Here is a 24,171-nt window from a genome sequence, read left to right as displayed (position 1 = left end):
ACCGGCTCTCCCGGAGCGCGTACACTAACCGGCTCTCCCGGAGGTGGGAGCAACGATCGGGCGGCGGAGCGGGCGAACGAGCCGGTTCCGATGATGACCAGCGTCGGGGTGGGCAAGACGGTTCCTCCTTAGGCCCTCGGTCACCGCGTCCGGGCCACGACGGAGCCGTCCCGCTCGGCGGCGTGTACGGAGTCACCACCGGCCCCGCCGCGCGGCATGCGGCGCAGCACGTCGGCGAGGTCGTCCATGGTCCGCACCGGCGTGGTGCGGGCCATCGGCAGCGGGCGGAAGTCGTCCCGGGAGTAACTGCCGGAGCCGTGCACGAGCACCTCGGGTTCCCTGACGACGCCCCGGTCGATGCCGTTCAGCACGCCGGTCATCGCCATGGAGAGCGAACGCTCGCGCAGGTCGTCGAAGTGGTCCGGGAACGGCACCCCGGCGCTCAGCAGCCGGCCGAGGATCTCCGGGTGCCGCTGCGCGCACTCGTGTCCCGAGACCACGATGCCGCCGCCGCCCTGCCGCCTGATCAGCGCGTTCATCTCGGCGGACGTCGCGGGGCGCCGCGTGTAGAAGGTGCTGTCGAGCCGCTCGTACGGATCGGCCGTGACCCGCGGGAAGTGGTCGTTGGCCGACTGGTGGTAGAGCCCGGTGGCGGGGTCTCGCGTGTACCGCGGGCGGTCCTCGTCCCGCACGCCGTCCGTGTAGAGGCTCAGCACCATGTCGGGCGTGTGCAGGTGCTGGACGAGGAGGTAGCGGCTCGGCGGCGAGCCGGGAGTCGCCACCAGCTCCCGGCCGAGGTTGTGCCCGAGCAGGCCGAACGCGCTGGACACGGCGTGGGCGTGCAGCCGGGGCACCGCCGGGTCAGGCGGGGCGAACTCGTTCTCGAAGCAGGCGCGGGCCACGTCGCCGGTCCGGTAGTTGTCGAGGGCCATGGTGTGCCAGACGCGCACGCCGGTCCGCTCCAGCTCGGGGGCGCAGGTCTCCATGTACCACCGGACCAGCTCCTTGACGCCCGCCGCGTCGCGGCCGTGGTACAGGGCCACCGGGTTGCGCGCCGCCAGGTCCGGATCCTCGTCCAGCCCGCCGGACCACAACTTGGGCAGGGAGCCGGCCGGCGCGACGGTGACGATGCGCAGCTGGTCGGGTGTGACCAGGCCGCAGGTGATGGCCCTGAGCACGGCGTCGCGCAGGGCGGTCCCCTTGTTGGCGGACGTCGGTGTCAGGATGACGATCGGCTGTCCGGTGTCCTGGATGTGCCTGACGGCGCGGGCCACGATGACCAGCGAGGCGAACGTCTTGGTGGTGCGGGTGCGCGGATTTCCCATCAGGTCGAGGAGCAGCAGCCTGCGGTCACGGTAGGGCTCCAGCTCGACGAGCCGCATCCTGGACGGGGCCAGGAACTCGGCCATGCGCGCGTCCATGACCGGCAGCGTGAATCCCGGGTCGAACGTCGTGGCACGGTGACGCGCGCCGACAAGGCGCAGGGCGCACTGAATTTCGTCGTAATAACGCGTGAGGGCGGTGACGGACGCGAGCTGATCGGTCCCCCGCATCACGTTCTCCCACCGGCCGACTCGACGAGCGTGTCACCGCGTACGGTGTCGAATTCGGGGATATCCGCGGCCGCGTCGTGACCGATCTGGGTGATGCGGTTCTGCCGGTCCACGAAGACGACCTGCGGATCGGTGCGCTCCGCCTCGCCCGCGTCGTAACTGCCATAGCCGATGATGATGACGAGATCGCCGGTGGCGGCCAGGCGCACGTTCGCTCCGCCGAGCACGGCGACGCCGGTTCCGCCCGCCGCTTCTTCCAGGTGAGTGGTGAAACGGCTGCCATTCGTGATGTCGACGACGTCCACCCGTTCACCGGGCAACAGATCCGCGGCCCGCAGCAATTCTCGCGACAGGACCAGCGAGGTGGCATCGCCCAGCAGACCTGCCGCCACGGTCACCCGGTGAATTTTCGATTTGAGCATAGTTCGGTCCACTTCGGCCTCCGAAACAGCCGCCGGCGTCGAAAAGAAAATACGCGGCGAGCGGCGAAATCCTCCGCTGTGCCGCCTTCAGCGTAGGCAGCCGGCGCGGACAAAACCATTAGACCGTGGAGCGAAATATCCCGGTCCGGAGACGGAGGCCGGATTAGACTCTGGTATGACTTCTGCGGCTAACTCCGGCGCACGCGTGCAGAGAAAGTCGCGCCGCCGTTCTTTTGGACAGAACAGAACGCGGGATGCATTCGCGATGACGTTCCGGAGAATTCCGCCGGCGACGCGCTCAGACCGACGAGAACGTCGGGGTACGGCCCTTGCCCGCCGGGTCTCGGAACGCGACGCCTGCCTCGTAGCCCACGAGTGCGGCCTGCACACGGTCGCGCAGCCGCAGTTTCGCGAGCACGCCGGACACGTGTGACTTCACGGTCGCGGTGGTAAGCCCCATTTCCTTGGCGATCTCACTGTTGGTCTTCCCGACCGAGATGTGCGCCAGCACTTCAAATTCGCGGGCGCTCAACGTGTCCAGCATCCGTGCCCCGACGTTGGATTCCAGTGGCGGGCGGCTGCGCATCCTGTTGATGAGGCGCTGCGTCATGCACGGGCAGATCACCGCACCGCCCAGAGCGACGGCGCGGATCGCGTTGAGTAACTCGTCAACCTTCGTGCTCTTCAGTATGTAGCCACACGCACCGGCCTGGAGAGCACCAAGGAGATATTCCTCGGAATCGAAGCTCGTGACGATGACGACTTTTGGCCGATCCCTGTGCCGGAGCAGGTTCCGAGTCATTTCGATACCGTTCAGGTCCGGCAGTCTCGCCTCCGTCAGCACGATTTCCGGACGGAGCGCGGCTGCCAGCGAAATGGCGTCGGATCCATTGCCTGCCTCGGCCACGACTTCGATGTCCGGCTGGTCGGCTAGAACGAGGCCGAGGCCCCGGCGAGCGAATTCCTGGTCGTCCACGAGCATGATACGAACCGATCGTGCCTCGTCGCCCACTGCGACACCGCCCCTTCATCGCACGCCGTCACCAGTCACGGGCCCTCGCATGGCCTGGATGAAGCCGGATGAGACTCGGCGCGCCCCAGCGCTTCTATCCAACCGGGAACCGAACTAACCTCGCTCCTCTCACGCGGATTGCTTTCTCATATCGGGCCAGCCGGAACTGTATTAACGTCATTCTCAACGGGGTCCGCCGGCCACATGGTTGTCATGGGGTGTTCAGGTACTTTTCCGAAAAGCGCGCCCCGGCGGCCCCCCACGGCCGACCCACGCGGCGAATTTCGGCCCCTGGAGCCCCGCGCCCACGAGGTCGCGGAACGGGACGACCGGCACCCGCCCCCGCGCTGAGGGATCTCTACTCGCGCGCTTCACGCACCACCGCATAGAGGACCTGGTCGTGCCACTTCCCCATGCGCCATTGCGCGCGTCTCAGTATTCCCTCCTGCCGGAAGCCGGCCTTCTCCAGGGCACGCCGCTCCGCCACATTGCTCAGGTCCGTGGACGCCTGGATCCGCTCCACCCGGGTGTGCGCGAACAGATACTCCACCAGCTCCTTGTGGACGGCGGTTCCGATCCCCCTGCCCCGGAACTCCGGAAAGAGGATGATGCCGATGGTCCAGTTCCACGAGGTCGCCTCCGGGCCCCAGGAGTGTTTGACCCAGGTGACCCATCCCGCGACCGCACCCGCGCACTCAACGACGAAGGCGCCTCCGTCCGGGCCCAGACATCCATCCGCCGCCACTCTCTCCCTCAGCTGATGGAAGGTACGGAACCCGAACCACTGAAAATCCCCCGAGCCTTCGGGAGTGGAGGCGCCGGTCTCAAGGTGCGGGATGTCCGCCTCACGAATCGGCCGAAGCTTCGCGCTCATACGTGCTCCTTCCCAGCCTCGGCCCGTCAGGCGGCTTTCAGGCCGGCGGCGGTGGTGGCGCGGTCGAGCCGCGGACGACCAGCTCGCTCGTGAGCACGACGTCCGCCGTGTCCGGCTCGCCCTCGATGCAAGCCATGATCGTACGAGCGCTGAGCGACCCCCAGAGCAGCACATCGGTGTGCACGGCGGTGAGCGCGGGCGTGACAAAAGGTGCGATCGGGTTGTCGTCCAGAGCGACGACGGAGACGTCGGCAGGCACCGAAACACCCTGACGCGCGGCCTCCTGCATGCCGGCGATCGCCATGAGCCCGTTCGCGAAGATGATCGCGGTCGGCCGGGGCGACAGTTCGAGAAGGGCGCACATCCCCTCGGCGCCGCTCTGACCGGTGAAGTCGCCGGGGATCACCGTGCCCGCGTACAGGCCGCGGGCGGCCAGCGCCCGATGGAAGGCCCGCTCGCGTTCCAGCCCGTGCACCAGGGCGCGCGAGCCGGACACCTGCGCGATGCGCTGGTGCCCCAGGTCGGCGAGGTGATCGACGGCGGCGGTGACGGACGCGGAGTCGTCGTTGCTGACCGCGGGCCCGTCGATGGCCTGCATCGGACGGCCCACGGCGACGTACGGCATCCCGAGATCGCGCAGCAACCCGATGCGGGGGTCGATGTCGCGCAGGTCGGTGAGGATCATGCCGTCCACCCGGCCCCCGCTGACGAGGCGGCGGTAGCCCTCCTCCTCTTCGGCCTCGCCGCCCACGATCACCTGGGAGAGCAGGGCGTACTTGTGGTGGCTCAGCTCGGCCTCCACGCCGGCGATGAACGGCGCGAAGAACGGGTCGGCGCCGATCAGCTCGGCCGGGCGGGCGAAGACGAGCCCGACGGCGTAGGTGCGCGAGCTGGACAGGCCGCGTGCCTGCTGGCTGGGCTGCCAGCCGAGCTCGGCCGCGACGGCGAGCACACGCTCACGTGTCTCCGCGCCGATGCGCCCGCGCCCAGACAACGCGTACGACACCGCGCTCTTGGAGACGCCGGCCGCCTGCGCCACATCGTTGATGGTCGGACGCCCCTGCATGACACCCTTTCTTCCCCCGAATGCCGGTAAACGATCCTTCACACTTTAGCAGAACCGGTTGAACAAACGCCGGTAACGCTCTTGACCCCCAGGATTCATCTCTGTACGTTCACGATGCACAACCGGTTCAGCACGGAAGGGACGTCCAGTGTGGATCAATAGGAAGTCCGTCGCGGCGGTGGCCGTGGCAGGCTCGCTCACCATCGCTGGCTGCTCCGCCGAGCGGGGCGGCGCTCCGGCCGGTCAGCCGGCGGGCGCTCAGACGCTGACCATCTGGGCGCCCGCCGGGACGGAGGGCGACTTCGTGCGCAAGGTCGTCGAGAAGTGGAACGCCGGCCACGAAACCAAGTTCGTCGCGCAGGACCTGCCCGCCGCCACCGCCTCGGAGGACGGCATCGCCGCGGCGGTGGCCGCCAAGAGCACCCCGGAGCTCTTCATCGGCGCGTCCACCGCGCAGTCCCCGTCCCTGGCGGAGTCCGGCGGCGTCCTGAACCTCAGCAAGGAGTTCCCCGACGCCGAGAGCTTCGTGACGCAACGTTCGGGCCAGGCGATCCTGGACAACTACCGCGCCGCCGACGGCTCGCTCTACGTCGTGCCGTGGCGCACCAACCCGGTGATGGTGTTCCACAACAAGGCCCTGCTGAAGAAGGCGGGGCTCGACGCGGAGAAGCCGCCCGCCACCTACAGCGAGTACCTGGCGGCCTTCAAGGCGCTCAAGGTCGCCGGCATCGCACCCATCGCCCAGTCGATCGACCAGACCTGGTGGCACCGCAACTTCGACTGGTACCCCACCTACCTGGCCGCCGCCAAGCACGGCCTGCTGAGCGAGAAGGTGGACGCATCGGCGTTCAACGAGCAGGCCGGCGTGGAGTCGATGACCTTCTGGCGGGAGGTGTTCGCCAAGGGCTACAACGCGCGCAGCAGCGCGGGACTGGACGACACCAACCCGTTCAACCAGGGCAAGAGCGCGTTCTACTTCTCCGGCCCGTGGAACATCCCGAGCATGACCGGGCCGGTCGCCAAACAGGCGGGCGTCGGCACCGTGCCCGTGCCCGATGCCAAGGCCACCGGCCCCGTGACCACGTACGGCGACATCAAGCACGTGGTCATCTTCGCCACGGCAAAGAACAAGAGCGCGTCCTGGGAGTTCGTGAAGTTCTACCTGAACGCGGAGAACGACGCCGCGTTCCTGTCGGAGATGAAGCAGATCCCGCTGCGCACCACGCTGGCCGACGACGTCGGTGAGGCGTTCTTCAAGGACAACCCGCTGCTGGTGCCGTTCGTCGAGCAGACCGGCAGCGTGCTGGACCTGGACCTGTCGACCAAGACCATCGACGTGCTCACGACCCTGTCGACCGCCTACCAGAGCGCCGCGATCTACGGCAGGCAACCGGTCGCCGAGGCCCTGAAGCAGGCCGCCGACCAGGTCGACCAGCTCGTCGGGAAGTAACCGCCGTGGGCGGTAAGAGACACAAGCCGCACAACCGCGGCTCCTGGTTGTACACGCTGCCGTACGCGATCTTCTTCCTCACCTTCGTCGCCTACCCGCTCGGCTTCGCCATCTACATGTCCCTGCACGAGTGGGGCCTGATCTCCGCCGAGCGGCCGTGGGTGGGCCCGGGCAACTTCCTCACCCTGTTCCGGGATCCGCTGTTCCTCACCTCGCTCGCCAACACCCTGCTCTACCTGGCCGTCAACCTCCCGCTGACGCTGGTGTGCGGGATCGCGCTGGCCGTGGCGCTCAACGCGAGCTTCCCCGGCCGCGCGTTCTTCCGCACGGTCTACTTCCTGCCGTACGTGACCTCGACCGTCGTGGTGGCGCTGCTGTGGAAGTGGATGTTGTCCACCGACGACGGGATACTCAACGGCTTCCTCAGGACCCTCGGGTTCGACGGGCTGCCGTGGTTGACGAGCACGTGGCTGGCCATGCCCTCCATCGCGGTGGTCGTGGCGTGGAAGTCGCTCGGCTTCTACGTGTTGTTGTTCCTCGGCGGGCTGCAGACCATCCCGAGGTCGCTGGAGGAGGCGGCGGTCACCGACGGCGCCACCTGGTGGCAGCGCTTCCTGCACGTCACGCTGCCCGGCCTGCGGCCCGCGATCGCCCTGGTGATCGCGCTGTCCACGATCACCGGCTTCCAGGTGTTCGCCGAGCCCTACCTGATGACCGGCGGCGGGCCGCTCAACTCCACCATGACCCCCGTCCTCTACCTGTACCAGAAGGGCTTCCAGTCGCTCGACTTCGGCTACGCCGCCGCCATCGGGATCGTGGTCGCCCTCGTGGTCGTCGCGGTGGTCCTGCTCCAGCGCCGCTTCCTGGAGGAACGCACGACATGACGCGCATCCCGCGTATCGTCCGCTACACGATCCTGACCCTGGGCGGGCTGATCTTCCTCTTCCCGTTCTACTTCATGATCATCACCAGCGTGTCGCCACCCGGCTCGACGGGCTCCCTCGTGCCGCCGTCCCTGGACTTCAGCACCTGGACGTTCATCTTCGCCGAGTTGCCGATCAGCTGGAACCTGCTCAACTCGGTCGTCTACACCCTGGGCGTCGTCGCCATCACGCTCGCGATCGGCTCGATCACCGGCTACGCCCTGGCCCGGCTCAGCTTCCGCGGCAGGGACACGCTGTTCGCGGTGATCCTCTTCACGCTCGCGCTCCCGTTCCAGCTGCTCATGGTGCCGCTGTTCATCATGGTCAGCGACTGGGGCTGGGCCAGGCCGGGCCCGGAGACCTACCTGGCGCTGATCTTCCCGATGGCCGTCAACGCGACCGCGATCATCATCTTCCGCCAGTTCTTCCGCGGGCTGCCGCAGGAGTTGTTCGACGCCGCCTACCTCGACGGCGCCGGGAACCTGCGCATCCTGTGGAAGATCGCGATCCCCCTCACCAGGCCGGCGTTCCTGATCGCGACGCTGATCACGTTCATCGGGCCGTGGAACGACTTCCTGTGGGGACTGCTCGTCGTCCGCGACACCTACTGGCAACCGCTGTCGGTGGCGGTCGGCATTCTCGGCTCCGGCGCCCACGCCACGGCCGGGGGCGGCAACTACTGGGGCACGGTCACCGCCGCGTCCACGCTGCTCGCCGTGCCGGTGATCGTGTTGTTCGTCGCGTTCCAGCGCTACTTCGTCCGTGGCGTCATCGAAGACGGGATCAAGGGATGACCTTTCCATACCGCCTGGTCAGGGCCGGCGTGCTGATGGCCCCCGACGAGGACGAGCCCTTCGAGGCCGAAGGCGTGCTGAACCCCGCCTGCGGCCGGGGGCCCGACGGACGGCTCTACCTGCTCCCCCGGCTGGTCGCGCGGGGCAACGTCTCGCGGATCGGCCTGGCCAGGGTCGAGGTGGTGGACGGGGTTCCCGCCGGGGTCCGGCGGGAGGGCGTGGTGCTGGCGCCCGAGCGCGGCTGGGAGCGCGGCGCGGGCAACGCCGGCGTCGAGGATCCGCGGGTCACGTACCTGCCGGTGCTCGGGCTGCACGTGATGACGTACGTCGCCTTCGGGCCGCTCGGCCCCCGGCTGGCCCTGGCCACCTCCGCCGACCTGCGGGAGTGGCGGCGGCTCGGACCGGTGCAGTTCGGCTACGACGACGGTCTGGACGTGGATCTCAACCTCTATCCCAACAAGGACGCCGTGTTCTTCCCCGAGCCGGTGTCCGCACCTGACGGGACGTCCAGTCTGGCCATGTTGCACCGGCCGATGTGGGATCTGGGCACGATCCGCCCCGGTCAGGGCTCCCCGCTGCCGTCCGGGCTGCACGACGACCGGCCGGGGATCTGGATCAGTTACGTGCCGCTGGCCGAGGTAGTGGCCGACGCCTCGACCCTGGTACGGCTGCGCGGTCACCGCCTCGTGGCCCTGCCCGAGTACCCGTACGAGGAACTGAAACTGGGTGCGGGACCCGCGCCGATCCGCGTGCCCGAGGGCTGGCTCATGCTGCATCACGGCGCGGCGGGCACGATCGGCGACAACCCGTTCGAGCAGCAGCAGGGCGCCGTCTACTCGGCCGGAGCCATGATCCTCGACGCGGACGACCCCGCGCGTGTCCTGTCCAGGTCCAAGGAGCCCCTCCTGAGCCCGGAGACTGACGACGAGGTGTCGGGGACGGTGCCCAACGTCGTCTTCCCCACCACCGCCGCCGACATCGACGGCACCCTGTACGTCTTCTACGGCATGGCCGACACCAAGATCGGCATCGCCCGCCTCGAACGCACCCCCTGAGAAGGCACTGATGAGATTTCGCATGCCCGTTTTAATCGCCCTGCTGCTGCTTCCCCTCATCGCCACCCCTGCCCAGGCCGCCACCGTGGACCAGGACATCTCCACGATGACGACCCGCGCCCGCGACTATCTGATCTCCCTCGGCGACGACATCCACATCTGGAACGGCAACGTCATGGCCCGCGCCTCGCAGGCGCAGGACTACGTCGCCTCGCTGCGCCCCGACGGGTCGTGGGCCGACGTCGACTACGCCGACAGGACCAACTCCGCCAACGGCGCGACGTGGAAGCCGTCGATCGCGCTGAGCCGCATGAACGCGATCGCGCAGGCGTACCGGACCCCGGGGCATCCGGGTGCGGACGATCCCGCCCTGCTGGACGCGCTCAACCGGTCTCTCACGTACTGGGAGCAGGCCGATCCCGACGGCACCAACTGGTGGGACACCGAGATCGGCGAGTCCATGGTGATGGGCCGCGTCTCGGTCCTGACGGGTGACCGGCTCGCCCCGGAAGCGCTCGACCTGGCGTTCAAGCACAACACCGGCATCGCCGACCCGATCGGGGCGAACGGCTCCTGGCGTACGCAGAACTACCTGTTCGAGGCGCTCAGCAAGCAGGACGCGACCACCATCGACGCGGGCCTGCGAACCATGGCCAAGGCCCTGGCGGTGGACCGCACGGGGGCGCCCGTCGAGGCCGTCCAGGTGGACGGGAGCTTCTGGGCGCACGGCGCGCAGTTGTACAGCGAGGGCTACGGCATGATCCTCTTCAAGAGCGTCGCCATCTGGGCGGACCTCGCCCGTGAGACGTCCTTCGCCTTCGACCGTGCCGAGTTGGACGCGGTGGCCGGCTACATCCTGGGCGGCACGCGGTGGATGGTGCGGCGCGAGTTCGGCCTGCTGTACCTGGGCTACCGGCCGGCCAGGACGGTGCAGGGCATCTCGACCGGGGCCGCGGAGTTCATCGAGCCCCTCCAGGCGATGATCAGGACCGACGCGCTGAACGCGGCCGCCTACCGGCGCATGCTCGACAACATCATGGGCACGGCGGCCTCCAACGGCACGGACGGCGACAAGTACTTCTGGCGGTCGGAGTTCAGCGGCCACGCCCGTCCCGGCTATTCCATCTACACCAGGCTCAACTCGGCGCGGACCGTACCGGGCGAGTACCGATCGACGCTCCGGCCGGAGATCGGCAACGAGATCGAGTGGAACTCCGCCGGAGTGACCGCCATCCAGGTGGACGGTGACGAGTACACCGGCCTCTATCCCGCCTTCGACTGGTACCAGTACCCGGGCGTGACCAACCCGTACCAGCTCAAGACCACCCCCGGGGTCAGCAGGAACGCGGGCAGCTTTGTCGGCGGCGTGTCCGACGGCAGGTACGGCGCGACCACCCTCCAGCTCGACAAGGGCCAGACCAAGGGCACCAAGAGCTACTTCACCTTCGACGACGAGATGGTGGCGCTCGGCACCGGCATCTCCTCCGCCGCGAGCGGGCCGGTCTACACCACGCTCAACCAGGCGGTCGCCCGCGGCACCACCTCCGTGAACGGCGCTGCGGTGCCGCACGGCGCCGACCGCGAGGCCCGGGACGGCGCGAGCTGGGCATACAACGACAAAACCGGATATGTCCTGCCGACCGGTGGCGCGTTGCGCGTCTCCAACAAGGCGCAGACGGGCAGTTGGATCGGCCACGAGCCGGTCACCAGGAACGCCTTCACGCTCTACCTCGACCACGGGGTCAAGCCAGAAGGCGCCGGCTACGCCTACATCGTGCTGCCCAACGCCTCCCCCGCCAAGACCCGCGCCTACGCCCGGCATCCCGCCGTGCGCATCCTCCGTAACGACGCCGACGTCCAGGCCGTCACGCACGATCGCCTGGGCCGCACGATGGCCGTGTTCACCAAGCCCGGCACGCTCGATCTCGGCCGGGGCCGGACCCTGTCGGCCGACCGGCCGAGCCTGGTGATGCTCGACGGCAAGGGCGCGAACCCGAAGGTGACCGTCTCCGTCCCCGACGTCCCCGACGCCGCCCTCACCGTCACGCTCACCGGAGCGGGCAAGCCCCGGTACGCCGTCTTCCAGCTGGGCTCGGGCACCGAGCTCGGCAAGCCGGTCACCCAGGGGTTCACCGACACCCCCGAGGCCCCTGACCTGCGGCTCACCGCCAGCACGGCCACGACCGCGCCGGCGCTCGCGGGCGACGGCGACCCGAGGACGAGCTGGCGCTCGGACCGCCGGAACTACCAGTGGCTGCGGTACGAGCTGCCCAGGGGATCCCTGCTGACCGGCGTCCGGCTGACATGGGGCGGGCGGGCCGCCACCAGGTACGTCGTGCAGAGCTCGCTCGACGGCGTGACCTGGCGGGACCACGAGTTCGTCACGAACGGCACGGGCGCGGAGGTGAACACGCCGGTCGGCGGGACGCGGGCCCGGTTCGCACGGGTGCTCATGCTCTCGGGCCGCGGCGGCTACGACGTCGCCGAGATGTCGGCCACCAGTGTGGTCAACCTCGCCCATGGCCGGCCCGCCACCGCCGACGGCAGCACGGGAGACCGTACGCCGGGCATGGCCGTGGACGGCGACATGACGACCCGATGGCAGGGCCCGGCCAGCGACTCGACCTGGCTGCGGGTGGACCTCGGCTCGCGCAGGACCCTGCGTACCGTACGGCTGAGCTGGGAGAGCGCCTTCGCCAGGCAGTACGCGCTGCAGGTCTCCGACGACGGCACGACCTGGACGGAGGTCTACCGCACTCCCGGGCCGGGCAGCGACGGCGGGCGCGACGTCCTGCCCGTCCAGGCCACCGGCCGCTACCTGCGGATCCAGACCCTGCAGCGGGACAACGCGCAGTACGGGCCCTCGCTCTGGGAGGTCGAGGCGTTCGCGGAGGAGCAACTGCCGGGACCGCCGGCCGCGCCCCGGGAGAACCTGGCGCTGAACCGGCCGGTCACCGTGGACTCCGCCCATGCCGACTCCGTCCGCGCGGCCCTGGTCAACGACGGCGACGCCACCACCCGCTGGGCCTCCCAGCGCGAGAACCCGCCCATCACCCCCCGCTGGGCGCAGATCGACCTGGGCCAGCCGCGCCCGGTCAGCCAGGTGAAGATCCTCTGGGAGGCGGCCACCGCCACGGACTACACGGTCAAGGTCTCGGCCGACGGCGTGCGGTGGACGGAGTTCGCCCACGTGCGCAAGCCGCAGAGCCAGCTCACGGACACGATCGGCCGCTCTCCCGTCGAGGGCAGGTACGTGCGCGTCGAGGGCGTCCCCGCCACCCGGTACGGGATGTCGATCTGGGAGCTGGAGGTCTACAGCGGCCATGACCTGAGCTGCGAGCCCACCACCTTGGAGGCCGGCAGGCCCGGCACCGTCAACGCCCATCTGACCCCGTGGGAAGCCACCGACCGGGTGAGCGTGGCAGCCTTCGGCGGAACGGGAGTCTCCGGTCCCGCCGTGGTCGATGAGGACGGCCGGATCGAGATCCCGGTGACCGCCGGCCCGTCCGGCTCGGGGGCGCTGCTGCTCACTCATGCCGCCGGTCCGGAGTACGCGCTCTGCTACATCGAGGTGAGCGGCGCGGCGTAGTGCCTCTTCCGGTTCCCCGGCATCACCTGTACCGTTTCGTCCCACAAGGCCACATTAACGTTAATGTTAGGTGCTGACATGCCTTTGAGACGACGTTCCAGCAGGATGATGATCGCCGTTCCCGTCGCCTTCCTGGCGCTCGGGAACGCGCCCGTGGCCATCGCCGCCGACGGCCACGGGCGGGGCATCGACGTCCGCGTGGGCACGTACAACGTGTGCGGCCAGGGTTGCCTGCCGACCAAGGAGGAGTGCGAGCGGGTGATCGGCCGCGACTGCGCGACCAAGCTCAAACCCTGGGCCGACGGCCGCGCCGAGGCCGTGGCCGCCGACATCGACGAGGCCGGGCTGGGGATCGTCGCCACGCAGGAGATCGGCAACAACCCGACCCCGACCCAGGTGGGCGTGGACGTCGAGTCCTTCCGCGCCCCGTTGACGGCCGCGCTGGCCAAGCACGGTTATGCCGAGGCGCCCGCGGACTACGCCGGCGCCCGTCATCCGTGGTACGGCTACCCGCTCAAGTCCGGCGCCGGCCGTTTCACCTACTACGACGCCTCCCGCTACTCCCATCTGGACACGCGGGGCCGTGAGCTGCCCCATGACCTGTTCTGGTTGCCCGACTCGACCGAGATCTACGGCAAGACCATGACCTGGAACGTCCTGCGCGAGAAGGCGACGGGAGCCCGGCTGGTCGTGGTGGACATGCACCTGGAGTACCGGGCGAACGGCGCCACCGACCCCAACGGCTGGACCAAGAACTGGGACCAGGTGCGGTACGGCGACGCGCGGCGGACGGCCGAGGAACTCGTCCTGCACAACCCGGAGACCAGGAAGTTGCCGATCGTGTTCGCCGGCGACATGAACTCGGGCTCCGCCGCCGAGGCGGCGAGCGCGGTGGACGCCTTCTCCGACGTGGGCTTCGTGGACGCGCACGCCGTCGCCGAACGCCGCGCCGGCGACGAGTACGCCTCGTTCAACGGCGGGAAGATCCCGCTTCCCGCCGGGGAGAAGATCGATCACATCTTCGTCAGGAAGGGAACCCAGGTCCGCCGGTGGACGCAGATCCCGCAGACCCTCCAGACGTCCGGCGCCGTGGACGAACTGCTCCGCTCCGACCACAACATGTCCTACGCGGACCTCCGGCTCGCGGGGACGCCCAGGTGATTCACCCCGTCGACTGGCGTTCGACGAGTCCGGCGTGCAGGCGGGTGCTGGTCCGGGGGCGGTCCGGGTCGGCGATGCGGCGCAGGAGCAGATCGACCGCGGCCGTGCCCACCTCCTCGGCCGGCAGCCTGATCGTGCTCAGCGCCGGCTGGAGGTAACCGGCGAACGGGTGGTCGCCGTACCCGAGGACGCGAACGTCGTCGGGTACGGCCAGACCGCACTCCCTGATCGCCTGGTAGACGCCCAGCGCGAAGTAGTCGTTCGCGGTGACCACCAGGTCCGGGTGGTTGCCGGGGGTGATCAGGTTGGCGGCCAGGGCGTAGGCGTCGTCGGGACGCCAGGGCAGGGTGGCGCCGCTGGTGCGGCGGGTGGGCACCTTCAGCACGAGGGAGTGCGCGTGGGCGATGCCCAGGTCGTCGAGCGCGCGCCGGAAACCCGCGGTCCTGGCGGCGACCGTACTGACGCGCAGGTCCTCCTCCAGCAGCCAGATGCGGCGCACGCCGGTACGGGCCACCCGGACCACCGCCTCGTGGATGGCCGACTCCACGTCGATGCCGACGAAGTCCATCCCGCGGCCGGGAATGTCGCGGCTGAGCTGAACGACCGGGATGCCGGCCCCGCTCAGCCCGTCCCACACGTCGCTCCTGCACTCGGTGGCGACGCCCAGCACGCCGTCCACGCTGGTGCGCAGCAACTGCTGGACCGCGCGCTCCTCGTTGTCCTCCGAGTCCTCGGTCACCAGGAGCAGCACGGAGTAGCCGGCCGCGCGGCACTGCCGTTCGACTGCGGAGATGAGCGCGGCGTAGAACGGGTTCGACGGGTTGGTGATGACCAGCCCGACGACCATGGTGCGGCCGGACACGAGCGAGCGGGCGTGGCTGTTCGGGACGTAGCCGAGGCGCTTGGCCTCGGCCCTGATCATGTCCCTGGTGGCCTCGCTGACCTGGTCCTTGCCGGCCAGCGCGCGCGACACGGTGTTCGCCGACAGGCCCAGCCGGTCGGCGACATCGCGTAGCGTCACCCGTTGCGAACGTGCCATCCCGTCATCCTCCGGCTCAGCTCTTGCCCACCAGGTAGATCCGCAGTCTGGCAGCCGGAGCCGTGTCGCCGGAAACCCGGCAGCGTACGCGCAGCCACTGGCCGAAGCCGGTGACGAGCCAGCTGGCCATCCCGGGCGTCTCGACGCGGACGGCCGGCACGTCGGCCGGGCACCAGGTCAGGCCGTCCGGGGAGATCTCCGTGGTCAGCTCCAGCCCGCCGGTCAGCTCGTGCACCTGGACGAAGAAGCGTGCCTCATGGGCCCAGGGCAGTTCGTACGGCTCGGTGGCGAGCTCGTCGTTCACCAGCGCGGCGCGTTCCAGCACCGCGGTCATGGTCGATCGCATCGTCGTCACCAATCCACGGAGATGAGCACGGAGTCGAGGAAGAGGAAGTTGCGGATGTCGGCGTGGGTGCGGACGGAGAAGTAGAAGTTGAGCAGGTTGTCCAGCGTGCCGTAGCGGTCGGGGTAGATCGGCACGGGCACGTCGCTCATGTCCATCACGCGGTCGTTGAGGCGCAGTTCCACGTTCGACCGGGTCGCCGTGTCGATGTCCCAGCGCAGGTAGTGCCAGTTGATCTTGGTGGGCACCTCGTTGACGCACAACTCCAGCGGCTCGTCGAAGGTGCGCCAGTCGTCGGGGTCGGGCGCGGTGAAGTCGGCCGCGTACGGCAGGGCGAACCTGCCCTCCTGGTGGTCGCGCGGCGTCGGCTCGGGCACGATCGGGTACATCCACCGCTGGGTCATCTCGCCGGCCAGGTTGGTGTTCTGGTAGCGGATCACGTTGTGGTAGCGCGTCCCGTTGTCCGCGCAGATGTCGGTGGCCACGGTGAACGCGCCGAACTGCGCCTCCGAGGGGTGCCGGTTGCCGTCCCAGGCGACGCTGGCGGGCAGGTCGTGGCCGAGGGTCGCCTCCGCCTTGAACGCGAAGTAGGTCTCGATCCGCACCCGGCCGCGCCCCGCCATGGTCAGCCTGCGGATGCCGGTGGCCGTGTGCCCCCGGTAGGGGCGGGTGGCGAGCTTGAGCGCGTAGTTCCCGCTGAGCGTGCCGTGCGTGCCGACGTCGAAGAAGGAGCAGGAGGACAGCTGCGGCGGCCGGAAGTCGCGCATGTGGTCGTCGACCGTGCCGAGGTCGCCCCGGCCGTTGTAGTTGCCGATCAGCTCGGTCCAGCCGTGGGTGGTGGAGTCGAACCGGTCGAAGCACAGGATCCGGCCCAGCGGATCGTACTTCGACAGCCCGACACTGGCGGGTTCCATACGCAGTCCCTTCATTAACGCTCATGTGGTCGGCTCGATGACCGAAAGCCTTGACCTGCCAACCAGGCCAATCATATTGTTACGGCCACATTAACGTTAATGGGCTAGACGTTGAGACGCAATTGAGGAGTTCAGGATGACGCAACGGGTCAACCGGGCCACGATCGCCTCCACCGTCGGCACCGCCCTGGAGTGGTACGACTTCTCCCTCTACGGCACCGCCGCCGCGCTGGTGCTGCCACAGGTGTTCTTCCCTTCGGACGACCCGGTGGCGGCGACCCTGTCCTCGCTGGCCACCTTCGCCGTCGGGTTCTTCGCCCGGCCCGTGGGCGGCATCGTCATCGGCGTGCTCGGCGACCGCGTCGGCCGCCGGACGATGCTCTTCGTCACCCTGATGCTGATGGCCGCGGCCTCCACGCTGATCGGCCTGCTGCCCTCCTACGCCGCCATCGGCCCCGCCGCGCCGATCCTGCTCGTGGCGCTGCGCGTGGTGCAGGGACTCGGCGCGGGCGGCGAGTACGCGGGCGCCATGCTCCTGTCCGCCGAGCACGCCGAGACCCGCTCACGCGGCCTGAACGCCAGCGCCCCGACGCTCGGCAACGCGGTCGGCTCGCTGGTCGCGACGGGCGTGTTCTTCCTGGTCTCCGCGCTCATGTCGGACGAGGCGTTCATCGACTACGGCTGGCGCATCCCGTTCCTGCTCAGCGTCCTGGTCGCGGTGGCCGGCGTGATCGTGCGGATGAAGGTCTCCGACAGCCCGGAGTTCCGCGCGACCCGCGACAGCGGCGAGCAGGTGCAGGCGCCGCTGCGGGCGCTGTTCGCCTCCTCCCGCCACAAGATCATTCCCGGCATGCTCATCAGCATCGCGCCGAACGTGATCAGCTACCTGCCCTCCGTCTACGCCCTGACCTACCTGACCACGCACGTGCGGGCCGAGTCGTGGGTCGGCCTGATGGGCGTGGTGATCGCCAACCTGGTCAAGCTCGTCACCGTGCCCACCGCGGGCTGGTTGTGCGACCGGTACGGGCGGCGCCCGGTGATGGTCGCCGGGTCGGTGGCGGCGGCGGTGCTGTTCTACCCCTTCTTCTTCATGCTCGACACCGGCACGCCCGTCGTGATCTGGGCCGCCTTCGTGATGATCTTCACGCTCTGCAACGACCTGACGCTCGCCTCGCAGGCCACGATGATGTCGGAGCTGTTCGACGTGCGCTACCGCTACACCGGCGTCACCTTCACCCGGGAGATCGCCGGGGCCGTCGTCGGCGGCTGCATCCCCTTCGTGGCGGCCTGGCTCGACGACTGGTCCGGCGGCCAGACCTGGCCCATCGTGGCGGTGTCCGCCGCACTGTGCCTGCTCTCGGCGCTCGGCACCCGCTTCATCAGCGAACCCGCCCATCTCTCACGGTTGACTACGTAGAGCAATTCATGGTGACCTTAAGTAGTAGGTCAAGATTTACGAAAGAGGTCACCATGAGCGACGTCACGACCTTCCGGTACGGCCGCACCTTCGACCTGTTCGACGTCAACGGCAACAACGCGATCGGATCGGATGACATGGCGGCCCTGGCCACCGGCATCGCGCAGGCCCACAACCTGCCCGACGACTCCGCCAAGGGCCGGGCGCTTCGTGACGCGTACCGGCAGCTCTGGGAGATCCTCCGCCGGTACGCCGACGCGGACGCCAACGGGAGGATCACCCGCGACGAGTTCATCGAGGCCATGGGCAACGGGCTGAGCAGCGCGGGACAGTTCACGCGGAGCCTCGACGACGCGATGGACGCGGAGTTCGCGGTGATCGACGCCAACGACGACGGCCGGATCGACCAGGCCGAACTGCGGGCCGCCCTGGAGAGCGCCGGCCTGACGGCGGAGGAGGCCGGCGTGACCGCCGGGAAGATCGACGCCGACGGCGACGACGTCGTCTCCCGCGAGGAGTACCGGGCGGCGTGGACCAGGTACTACCTCGAAGGCGACCCCGAGGTGGACATGTTCCTGGGCGGGAGCAGGTGACCCCCGTAGTGACGTGATTCACGTCCGCCGGGGCCCCTGACGGCGTCACATCCGCCGGCCCCACCTCGTCTTGTGTGTAGGCAAGGTTAGGGGGCCCAAAATGCGTTCGTTGCCGGCCATACGCCGCTCGTTCCAGTTCTCCCACTGGTCGTTCATGTTCGCCGAGATCGCCGTCTGGTCGTTCGTCGTCCTGCTGGTGACCGGCGCGATGCTCATGTTCTTCTACGACCCCGGCATGACCCAGGTGACCTACGACGGTTCGTACGCCCCGCTGCGCGGGCTACTCGTCAGCCAGGCGTTCGACTCGACCATGCACCTGAGCCTGGAGGTGCGCGGCGGCCTGCTCATCCGGCAGCTGCACCACTGGGCGGCGCTCGTCTTCGTGGCGGCCGTCGTGCTGCAACTGCTGCGCATGTTCCTCACCGGCGCGTTCCGCCGCCCGCGGATCCGCCAGTGGCTGATCTGGGTGGCGCTGCTGGCGCTGGGCATGTTCGCGGGCGAGACCGGCAACGCCCTGCCCGATGACATGTTGTCGGGCGGGAGCCTGTGGCTGATGATGTCGGTCGTGCAGTCCATCCCGGTGGCGGGCGCGTGGCTGATGTCGCTGCTGTTCGGCTCGGGCTTCCCCGGTGACACCGTCATTCCGGTCATGTACGGCGCGCACCTGCTGCTCGCGGCCCTCATGGCCGCCCTGCTGCTCACCCGCGAGCTGCTGGTACGCCGGCACGGCCACTCGCGGTTCGTCGCCTCGCTGCCGGCGCGGCGCAGGGCCCGCCCGCTGATGGCGGCCGCGACGGTCGGCATGCTGATCATCCTCGCGTTCGGCTTCCAGATCGCCCCGATCTGGCTGTACGGCCCCGCCAAGCCGACGCAGATCTCGGCCGGCTCGGTGCCCGACTGGTACATGGGCTTCCTCGACGGCGCCCTCCGGATCATGCCCGGCTGGGAGCTCACCCTCGGGAACCACACGCTCAGCCTCGCCGTCCTCGTCCCCACGGTGGTGATCCCCGGCATCTTCTTCACCGCGCTGGCCGCGTACCCGTCGGCCGAACGTTTCTTCCTGGCACGACGCGACGCGTCGAACCGCACCAGAAGCGCCCGCCGCACCGCCCGCGACCTGCTCGACCGGCCGCGCGACACGCCCGTGAAGACGGCCATCGCCGCCGCCGGCATCACGTTCTACGGCCTGCTGTGGGCGGCCGCGGCCAACGACCAGATCGCCCATCAGTTCCAGCTCACCGTCAACGCCGTGACGATCTTCTTCCGGTACGCCGTGCTCATCGGCCCCGTCGTCGCCTTCGTCATCACCCGGTGGATCTGCCTCGCACTCCAGCATTCGGACCGAGACGTGGCCGAGCACGGCAGGGAGACCGGGATCATCACCCGCTCCCCCGACGGCGGATTCCATGAGCGGATGGCACCGGTGCGCCCGGAGCGGGAGCTGAGCCGATCGGCCTGACCACCGATATCAGTGGCGGCGTCAGGGTGATGACGGTCCGGTGTCAGGGGGGTCGTCCATGGTGGTGGTCATCAACAGGTCACACACCGAGCAGGGAGATGGACGATGGAACACGGTAACGGTGGTTTCTCCGCGAGTGGGCTGCGCCGGTTGCGTGAGGTGCTGACCCGGCATGTGGAGTCGGGGAAGATCCCCGGGCTGGTGGCTCTGGTCAGCCGGGGTGGTCAGACGCACGTCGAGGCGATCGGCACGATGCGGCATGACGGCGGCGCGCCGATGAGCCGGGACACGATCTTCCGGATGGCCTCCACGTCGAAGCCGTTGTCGATCGCGGCGGCGCTGGTGCTGCTGGATGAGTGCCGGTTGCGGCTGGATGACGTGGTGGATCCGTGGCTGCCCGAACTCGCCGACCGAAAGGTGCTCACCCGGCCCGACGGCCCGCTGGACGAGACCGTGCCGGCGCGGCGGCCGATCACCGTGCGGGACGTGCTGACCTCCACCTTCGGCCTCGGCATGGACATGATGTCGCTGGGCACCCCGATCTTGAACGCGGTCTTCGAGAAGGGGCTCACCCCGAACCTGCCGGTGGAGGTGCCCGAGCCGGATGAGTGGATGCGCCGCCTGGGTGAGCTGCCGCTGCAGTACCAGCCGGGCGAGCGCTGGCAGTACCAGATCAGCAGTGACCTGGTCGGCGTGCTCGTCTCCCGGGTCACCGGCCGGCCGTTCGAGGACGTGCTGCGCGAGCGCATCTTCGAGCCGCTGGGCATGAAGGACACCGCCTTCCACGTACCCGAGACCAAGATCGACCGGTTGCCGCCGCTGTACGCGCCGGACCCGCAGAGCGGCGAGTTCCTGGTGTGGGACGAGGCCAAGGACGGCCGGTGGAGCAGGCCGCCGGCGTTCCCGGGCGGCGGTGGCGGGCTGGTCTCCACCGCCGACGACTACCACGCCTACTTCCGGATGCTGCTCAACGGCGGTGTGCACAACGGCCGGCAGATCCTGTCCCGGCCCGCCGTCGAGCTGATGACCACCAACCGGCTGACCCCGGAGCAGAACGCCGCGCGTACCAAGATGGCCACCGACGGCGTGCACATCTCCTTCGGCCAGGGCCAGCAGGGCGGCTGGGGCATGGGCATGGCGGTGCGCACCTACCGCGGCGACTACGCACCCATCGGCCAGTTCGGCTGGGACGGCGGCAGCGGCACCTCCTCCTACGCCGACCCCCAGAACGGCCTCACCGGCATCCTGCTCTGCCAGCTCGCCTACACCGTGCCCAGCCCGGCCCACCTGATGAGCGACTTCTGGACCACGCTCTACCAGGCCATCGACTGACGGCCGCTCAGTTCCCCACCCCGAGGTCGGCCATGAACGCCGGCGGGTACCGGTCGCCCCTGGCCGCGCCCGCCGGCACCGCCTTCTCGATCTCGGCGAGATCATCCGCCGTGAGGGTCAGGTCCATCGCGGGCAGCGCCTCGGCCAGCCGCTCCCGCGTACGGGCGCCCGCCAGCGGCACGATGTCCGCACCCTGCGCGGCCACCCAGGCGATGGCCAGCTGGGCGACGGTGCAGTCCTTCGCCTCGGCGATCCGGCGCAGCGCGTCCACGAGGACGAGATTGTGCTCCAGGTTCTCGCCCGAGAAGCGCGGGCTGAAGCCGCGCATGTCCCCGGGGCCGGCGTTGTGGCCGGCGGCCCAGTGCCCGGAGATGAGGCCGCGGCCCAGGACGCCGTACGCGGTCAGGCCGATGCCGAGCTCCCGCAGCGTGGGCAGGACCTCCGCCTCGACCGCCCGCGAGAGCAGCGAGTACTCGATCTGCAGGTCGGCGATGGGATGCACGGCGTGCGCCCGGCGGATCGTCTCGGCGTCGACCTCCGAGAGCCCGATGTGCCGCACGTACCCGGCGTCGACCATCTCCTTGATCGCCCCCACCGTCTCCTCGATCGGCACCCTCCGGTCCAGCCGGGCGGGACGGTAGATGTCGATGTGGTCGGTGCCCAGCCGGTTCAGCGAGTAGGCCAGGAAGTTCTTCACCGCCTCGGGGCGGCCGTCCTGCCCGCCGTGCTCGGAGCCGGGGCCCCGCAGCTGGCCGAACTTGACGCTCAGCCGGTAACCGTCCCGGTCCCGGCCGCGCAGCGCCTCGGCGAGCAGCAGTTCGTTGTGGCCCATGGCGTAGAAGTCGCCGGTGTCGATCAGCGTGACGCCGGCCTCCAGCGCGGCGTGCACGGTGGCGACGCTCTCCGCGCGGTCGGCCACGCCGTACCCGCCGGACATGCCCATCGCGCCCAGGCCCAGCGCGGAGACGGCCGGTCCGGTGCGGCCCAGAGTTCTTGTCTGCATCATGTTCTCCCTCGTTGTCGCTCTCATGCTGGGCGCCTGGCGGGGCGGGCGGAAGCGGAGCGTTCATCATGGGAGAGCCGCTCCCTGGCATGGCCCGCAGGACAGACGGCAGGATGAAGTCATGGAACGTGAGCAACTCGCCGACTTCCTGCGCCGCCGCCGCGAGGCGATCCGCCCGGCCGAGGTGGGTCTGGCCGACGGCGCCCGCCGCCGCACCAGCGGGCTGCGCCGGGAGGAGGTGGCGATGCTCGCCGGCATGTCGGTGGACTATGTCGTACGCCTGGAGCAGGGCCGCAGCAGCCAGCCGTCCACGCAACTGCTCGGCGCGCTGGCGCGGGCGTTGCGCCTGTCGGACGACGAGCGCGATCACCTGTTCCACCTGGCCGGTCACCAGCCCCCGCCCGCCGACGGAACGGCCCGCCTGGCCCGCGCGGGCCTGATGCGCATGCTCGACCTGCTCAGTGACACGCCGGCCGTGGTGCTGTCCGACCTGGGCGAGGCCCTCGCCCAGAACCGGGCGGCCCTCCTGCTGATGGGCGACCACACCCGCTTCTCCGGCGACCGGCGCTACATCGTGTACCGGTGGTTCACCGACCCCGCCACCCGCGCCGTCCACCCACCGGAGAACCAGGAGCACCAGGCCCGCCAGATGGTGGCCGACCTGCGCGCGGTCGCGGGCCGCCGGTCCGGGGACCCGGCGGTCACCGGGCTCGTCGAACGGTTGCTGACCGCGAGCGCCGACTTCCGGCGCCTGTGGGCGGAGCACGAGGTGGCGGTGCGCCGCACCAACCGCAAGACGCTGCTGCACCCCCGGGTGGGCCGCCTGGTGATGGACTGCGAGACCCTGTTCACGCCCGACCAGGGGCAACAGCTGCTGGTGTTCACCCCGGCGGACGCCGACACCCGCGAGCGGCTGGAGCTGCTGCGGGTGCTCGGCCTCGAAGAGTTCCCCGCGGGAACCACGGGCGGCCTCGAACCCTGACGGGCATAAGATCGGCGGCATGGCGCTGGGACTCTTTCAGGTGAACTTCAAGGCCAGGGACGACTCGGCGCTCGGCCGGTTCTGGGCGCGGGCGCTCGGCGGCTGGAGCGTTTCCAGCGAGGGCCCCGGCGTGACGAACCTCGAACCGGAGGGCTTCACCTGGCCCGACCCCGACGCCTTCTACGTCGACTTCGTCGCCGTCCCCGACCCCGAGACGGTGAGGTACCGGGTGCACCTCGACCTCGCCACCACCTCCGACGCCCATCAGGCTGAGCTGGTCGCGCACCTGAAGGAGCTCGGTGCGACGCCCGCCGACGTGGGCCAGGGCGACGTCCCGTGGACGGTCCTGGCCGACCCGGAGGGCAACGTGTTCTGCGTGCTGGAGCCCCGGCCGATCTACCGGGATGCCGGGCCGATCGCCGCGGTGGTGATCGACTGCGCGGATCCGCGCGCCCTGGCCCGGTTCTGGGGCGAGGCGGTGGACTGGACCGTGCACGAGGTGAGCGACGATCACGCGCGGCTGCGCTCCCCCAAGGGTGCCGGGCCGTACCTGGAGCTCCTCCGCACGACGCCCGGCGCGAAGTCCGTCTGGAACCGGGTCCATATCGACCTGGTGCCGCACCCCATGGAAGCGCAGGAGGCGGAGGTGGCCCGGCTACGGGCCCTGGGCGCCACCACCGCCGACGTCGGCCAGGGCGACGTTCCGTGGAAGGTCCTGGCCGACCCGGAGGGCAACGAGTTCTGCGTGCTCGGACGGCACTGACGCGGCCGTCATTCCTTACCCTGCCCGCCGCGTGAAGACGCCGGCCTGGCCGGACGCGAGGGGCGGGGCCAGGTGACCGGGTCGCCTGGCCCCGTCTTCGTCCCCCATCGGCTCTTACTGTGCCCGGAACTTGCCGCTGACCCGCACGGTGACCGGGAAGCCGTCCACCTCCGCGGGCAGCCGGGGTGCGAGCCGGTCCAGTGTCGCCTGGTCGGTGACCATCACCTGTACGACGTCCTCGCCGGCCGGCCCCATGGTGTGTGCGACCGCCTCGACGCCGCGTACCTCCAGCCACTCCCCGGCGACCCGCTCGACCGCGGCCGTGATCGGGGTGGCGGCGGGCATCGATGCGGTGAACACCGTGTGTTCCGGCAATCCGCCCTCCACCTGCCCGGGGGGCTCGAAACTCTCGTCGTCTGCCACGAGC

At 69.6% G+C, this 24,171-nt stretch carries 22 protein-coding genes; 12 read left to right on the top strand and 10 right to left on the bottom strand.

What is annotated here, in order from left to right; all coding sequences use genetic code 11:
• Positions 1-140: 140 nt before the first annotated feature.
• From AB0I81_RS15515 to AB0I81_RS15495, 5 genes are all read right to left on the bottom strand, one after another.
• On the bottom strand, positions 141-1,553 hold the full coding sequence (locus tag AB0I81_RS15515; RefSeq protein WP_360656262.1) for a DUF6002 family protein: 1,413 nt from the start codon (positions 1,551-1,553) through the stop codon (positions 141-143).
• The gene (locus tag AB0I81_RS15510; protein ID WP_360656259.1) at positions 1,553-1,975 is read right to left on the bottom strand and encodes an aspartate 1-decarboxylase; all 423 of its coding nucleotides are present in this window, start codon (positions 1,973-1,975) and stop codon (positions 1,553-1,555) included. The genes AB0I81_RS15515 and AB0I81_RS15510 overlap by 1 nt, the downstream gene beginning before the upstream one ends.
• A gap of 298 nt (positions 1,976-2,273) precedes the next feature.
• Positions 2,274-2,957 (bottom strand): response regulator transcription factor, encoded by a 684-nt coding sequence (locus AB0I81_RS15505; protein ID WP_360656256.1) that lies wholly within the window; start codon positions 2,955-2,957, stop codon positions 2,274-2,276.
• Between the two features lie 388 nt (positions 2,958-3,345).
• A complete protein-coding gene (locus AB0I81_RS15500) occupies positions 3,346-3,861 on the bottom strand; it encodes a GNAT family protein (protein ID WP_360656253.1) in 516 nt (171 codons plus the stop codon).
• A gap of 37 nt (positions 3,862-3,898) precedes the next feature.
• Positions 3,899-4,927: a LacI family DNA-binding transcriptional regulator gene (locus AB0I81_RS15495; RefSeq protein ID WP_360656250.1), complete on the bottom strand. Its 1,029-nt coding sequence runs from the start codon at positions 4,925-4,927 to the stop codon at positions 3,899-3,901.
• Positions 4,928-5,075: 148 nt separating this feature from the next.
• On the opposite strand from AB0I81_RS15495, the gene AB0I81_RS15490 reads away from it, so the two are divergent.
• The 6 genes from AB0I81_RS15490 to AB0I81_RS15465 all read left to right on the top strand — a co-directional run bounded on the left by AB0I81_RS15490 (position 5,076) and on the right by AB0I81_RS15465 (position 13,899).
• A complete protein-coding gene (locus AB0I81_RS15490; protein WP_360656247.1) occupies positions 5,076-6,377 on the top strand; it encodes an extracellular solute-binding protein in 1,302 nt (433 codons plus the stop codon).
• 5 nt (positions 6,378-6,382) lie between these two features.
• Positions 6,383-7,261: a sugar ABC transporter permease gene (locus AB0I81_RS15485; protein ID WP_360656245.1), complete on the top strand. Its 879-nt coding sequence runs from the start codon at positions 6,383-6,385 to the stop codon at positions 7,259-7,261.
• Positions 7,258-8,094, top strand: a complete 837-nt coding sequence (locus AB0I81_RS15480; protein WP_360656242.1) for a carbohydrate ABC transporter permease — start codon at positions 7,258-7,260, stop codon at positions 8,092-8,094. The genes AB0I81_RS15485 and AB0I81_RS15480 overlap by 4 nt, the downstream gene beginning before the upstream one ends.
• Positions 8,091-9,149: a hypothetical protein gene (locus AB0I81_RS15475; RefSeq protein ID WP_360656239.1), complete on the top strand. Its 1,059-nt coding sequence runs from the start codon at positions 8,091-8,093 to the stop codon at positions 9,147-9,149. The genes AB0I81_RS15480 and AB0I81_RS15475 overlap by 4 nt, the downstream gene beginning before the upstream one ends.
• 22 nt (positions 9,150-9,171) lie before the next feature.
• Positions 9,172-12,738 (top strand): polysaccharide lyase family 8 super-sandwich domain-containing protein, encoded by a 3,567-nt coding sequence (locus tag AB0I81_RS15470; RefSeq protein ID WP_360656236.1) that lies wholly within the window; start codon positions 9,172-9,174, stop codon positions 12,736-12,738.
• Between the two features lie 78 nt (positions 12,739-12,816).
• On the top strand, positions 12,817-13,899 hold the full coding sequence (locus AB0I81_RS15465; RefSeq protein ID WP_360656233.1) for a hypothetical protein: 1,083 nt from the start codon (positions 12,817-12,819) through the stop codon (positions 13,897-13,899).
• A 1-nt stretch (position 13,900) separates the two neighbouring features.
• Here the strand turns inward: AB0I81_RS15465 and AB0I81_RS15460 are convergent, their stop codons facing one another.
• From AB0I81_RS15460 to AB0I81_RS15450, 3 genes are read right to left on the bottom strand one after another with little or no spacing between them, the layout of a single operon-like run.
• Positions 13,901-14,938 carry a LacI family DNA-binding transcriptional regulator gene (locus AB0I81_RS15460; RefSeq protein WP_360656230.1) on the bottom strand — a complete coding sequence of 346 codons (1,038 nt, stop codon included), beginning with the start codon at positions 14,936-14,938 and terminating at the stop codon, positions 13,901-13,903.
• A gap of 16 nt (positions 14,939-14,954) precedes the next feature.
• The gene (locus AB0I81_RS15455) at positions 14,955-15,284 is read right to left on the bottom strand and encodes a hypothetical protein (RefSeq protein WP_360656227.1); all 330 of its coding nucleotides are present in this window, start codon (positions 15,282-15,284) and stop codon (positions 14,955-14,957) included.
• 5 nt (positions 15,285-15,289) lie between these two features.
• The gene (locus AB0I81_RS15450; protein ID WP_360656223.1) at positions 15,290-16,195 is read right to left on the bottom strand and encodes a DUF6772 family protein; all 906 of its coding nucleotides are present in this window, start codon (positions 16,193-16,195) and stop codon (positions 15,290-15,292) included.
• A 136-nt stretch (positions 16,196-16,331) separates the two neighbouring features.
• Between AB0I81_RS15450 and AB0I81_RS15445 the strand changes: the two genes are divergently transcribed.
• From AB0I81_RS15445 to AB0I81_RS15430, 4 genes are all read left to right on the top strand, one after another.
• Positions 16,332-17,612 (top strand): MFS transporter, encoded by a 1,281-nt coding sequence (locus AB0I81_RS15445; protein WP_360656220.1) that lies wholly within the window; start codon positions 16,332-16,334, stop codon positions 17,610-17,612.
• Between the two features lie 53 nt (positions 17,613-17,665).
• Positions 17,666-18,205 (top strand): EF-hand domain-containing protein, encoded by a 540-nt coding sequence (locus AB0I81_RS15440; protein ID WP_360656217.1) that lies wholly within the window; start codon positions 17,666-17,668, stop codon positions 18,203-18,205.
• 109 nt (positions 18,206-18,314) lie between these two features.
• The gene (locus AB0I81_RS15435; RefSeq protein WP_360656214.1) at positions 18,315-19,664 is read left to right on the top strand and encodes a cytochrome b N-terminal domain-containing protein; all 1,350 of its coding nucleotides are present in this window, start codon (positions 18,315-18,317) and stop codon (positions 19,662-19,664) included.
• Between the two features lie 105 nt (positions 19,665-19,769).
• The gene (locus AB0I81_RS15430; protein ID WP_360656212.1) at positions 19,770-20,996 is read left to right on the top strand and encodes a serine hydrolase domain-containing protein; all 1,227 of its coding nucleotides are present in this window, start codon (positions 19,770-19,772) and stop codon (positions 20,994-20,996) included.
• Positions 20,997-21,003: 7 nt separating this feature from the next.
• On the opposite strand, the gene AB0I81_RS15425 is transcribed toward AB0I81_RS15430, so the two are convergent.
• Positions 21,004-22,026: an aldo/keto reductase gene (locus AB0I81_RS15425; protein WP_360656209.1), complete on the bottom strand. Its 1,023-nt coding sequence runs from the start codon at positions 22,024-22,026 to the stop codon at positions 21,004-21,006.
• 94 nt (positions 22,027-22,120) lie between these two features.
• On the opposite strand from AB0I81_RS15425, the gene AB0I81_RS15420 reads away from it, so the two are divergent.
• Positions 22,121-22,981, top strand: coding sequence for a helix-turn-helix transcriptional regulator (locus tag AB0I81_RS15420; protein WP_360656206.1), 861 nt, complete (start codon positions 22,121-22,123; stop codon positions 22,979-22,981).
• A gap of 19 nt (positions 22,982-23,000) precedes the next feature.
• Positions 23,001-23,744: a VOC family protein gene (locus tag AB0I81_RS15415; RefSeq protein ID WP_360656203.1), complete on the top strand. Its 744-nt coding sequence runs from the start codon at positions 23,001-23,003 to the stop codon at positions 23,742-23,744.
• A 114-nt stretch (positions 23,745-23,858) separates the two neighbouring features.
• Here AB0I81_RS15415 and AB0I81_RS15410 read toward each other — a convergent pair whose 3' ends face one another.
• Positions 23,859-24,167: a hypothetical protein gene (locus AB0I81_RS15410; protein ID WP_360656200.1), complete on the bottom strand. Its 309-nt coding sequence runs from the start codon at positions 24,165-24,167 to the stop codon at positions 23,859-23,861.
• Positions 24,168-24,171 lie beyond the last annotated feature (4 nt).

The organism is Nonomuraea sp. NPDC050404, assembly GCF_040655495.1.
Taxonomy (GTDB): domain Bacteria; phylum Actinomycetota; class Actinomycetes; order Streptosporangiales; family Streptosporangiaceae; genus Nonomuraea.
This window is presented reverse-complemented; position numbering and strand designations above follow the sequence as displayed.

What these genes read in the sequence shown, in the direction of transcription:
- AB0I81_RS15515 (WP_360656262.1), bottom strand. Translation starts at nt 1,553, where the DNA reads ATGCGGGGGACCGATCAGCTCGCGTCCGTCACCGCCCTCACGCGTTAT.
- AB0I81_RS15470 (WP_360656236.1), top strand. Translation starts at nt 9,172, where the DNA reads ATGCCCGTTTTAATCGCCCTGCTGCTGCTTCCCCTCATCGCCACCCCT.
- AB0I81_RS15495 (WP_360656250.1), bottom strand. Translation starts at nt 4,927, where the DNA reads ATGCAGGGGCGTCCGACCATCAACGATGTGGCGCAGGCGGCCGGCGTC.
- AB0I81_RS15465 (WP_360656233.1), top strand. Translation starts at nt 12,817, where the DNA reads ATGCCTTTGAGACGACGTTCCAGCAGGATGATGATCGCCGTTCCCGTC.
- AB0I81_RS15455 (WP_360656227.1), bottom strand. Translation starts at nt 15,284, where the DNA reads ATGCGATCGACCATGACCGCGGTGCTGGAACGCGCCGCGCTGGTGAAC.
- AB0I81_RS15480 (WP_360656242.1), top strand. Translation starts at nt 7,258, where the DNA reads ATGACGCGCATCCCGCGTATCGTCCGCTACACGATCCTGACCCTGGGC.
- AB0I81_RS15500 (WP_360656253.1), bottom strand. Translation starts at nt 3,861, where the DNA reads ATGAGCGCGAAGCTTCGGCCGATTCGTGAGGCGGACATCCCGCACCTT.
- AB0I81_RS15505 (WP_360656256.1), bottom strand. Translation starts at nt 2,957, where the DNA reads ATGCTCGTGGACGACCAGGAATTCGCTCGCCGGGGCCTCGGCCTCGTT.
- AB0I81_RS15510 (WP_360656259.1), bottom strand. Translation starts at nt 1,975, where the DNA reads ATGCTCAAATCGAAAATTCACCGGGTGACCGTGGCGGCAGGTCTGCTG.
- AB0I81_RS15415 (WP_360656203.1), top strand. Translation starts at nt 23,001, where the DNA reads ATGGCGCTGGGACTCTTTCAGGTGAACTTCAAGGCCAGGGACGACTCG.
- AB0I81_RS15425 (WP_360656209.1), bottom strand. Translation starts at nt 22,026, where the DNA reads ATGAGAGCGACAACGAGGGAGAACATGATGCAGACAAGAACTCTGGGC.
- AB0I81_RS15460 (WP_360656230.1), bottom strand. Translation starts at nt 14,938, where the DNA reads ATGGCACGTTCGCAACGGGTGACGCTACGCGATGTCGCCGACCGGCTG.
- AB0I81_RS15430 (WP_360656212.1), top strand. Translation starts at nt 19,770, where the DNA reads ATGGAACACGGTAACGGTGGTTTCTCCGCGAGTGGGCTGCGCCGGTTG.
- AB0I81_RS15420 (WP_360656206.1), top strand. Translation starts at nt 22,121, where the DNA reads ATGGAACGTGAGCAACTCGCCGACTTCCTGCGCCGCCGCCGCGAGGCG.
- AB0I81_RS15475 (WP_360656239.1), top strand. Translation starts at nt 8,091, where the DNA reads ATGACCTTTCCATACCGCCTGGTCAGGGCCGGCGTGCTGATGGCCCCC.
- AB0I81_RS15445 (WP_360656220.1), top strand. Translation starts at nt 16,332, where the DNA reads ATGACGCAACGGGTCAACCGGGCCACGATCGCCTCCACCGTCGGCACC.
- AB0I81_RS15440 (WP_360656217.1), top strand. Translation starts at nt 17,666, where the DNA reads ATGAGCGACGTCACGACCTTCCGGTACGGCCGCACCTTCGACCTGTTC.
- AB0I81_RS15450 (WP_360656223.1), bottom strand. Translation starts at nt 16,195, where the DNA reads ATGGAACCCGCCAGTGTCGGGCTGTCGAAGTACGATCCGCTGGGCCGG.